At 33.1% G+C, this 323-nt stretch carries 1 pseudogene; it reads right to left on the bottom strand.

The window, feature by feature from the left end:
- Nucleotides 1–323 (bottom strand): annotated as a pseudogene (locus tag EII32_RS11880) (IS6-like element IS257 family transposase); the annotation flags it as partial.

The raw sequence follows: 323 nt of genomic DNA, 5'->3' as shown, positions 1-323 counted from the left end.
ACATTCAATACCTTTTAAAGTATTTTTTGCTGTATTGATACTTTGATACCTTGTCTTTCTTACTTTAATATAACGGTGATCTTGCTCAATGAGGTTATTCAGATATTTCGATGTACAATGACAGTCAGGTTTAAGTTTAAAAGCTTTAATTACTTTAGCCATTGCTACCTTCGTTGAAGGTGCCTGATCTGTAATTACCTTTTGAGGTTTACCAAATTGTTTAATGAGACGTTTGATAAACGCATATGCTGAATGATTATCTCGTTGCTTACGCAACCAAATATCTAATGTATGTCCCTCTGCATCAATGGCACGATATAAAT

It is taken from the genome of Prevotella sp. OH937_COT-195, assembly GCF_003932845.1.
In the GTDB taxonomy this organism is placed as follows: Bacteria; Bacteroidota; Bacteroidia; order Bacteroidales; family Bacteroidaceae; genus Prevotella.
The sequence above is the reverse complement of the archived record's forward strand: the minus strand, read 5'-3'. Positions and strand labels throughout refer to the sequence as shown.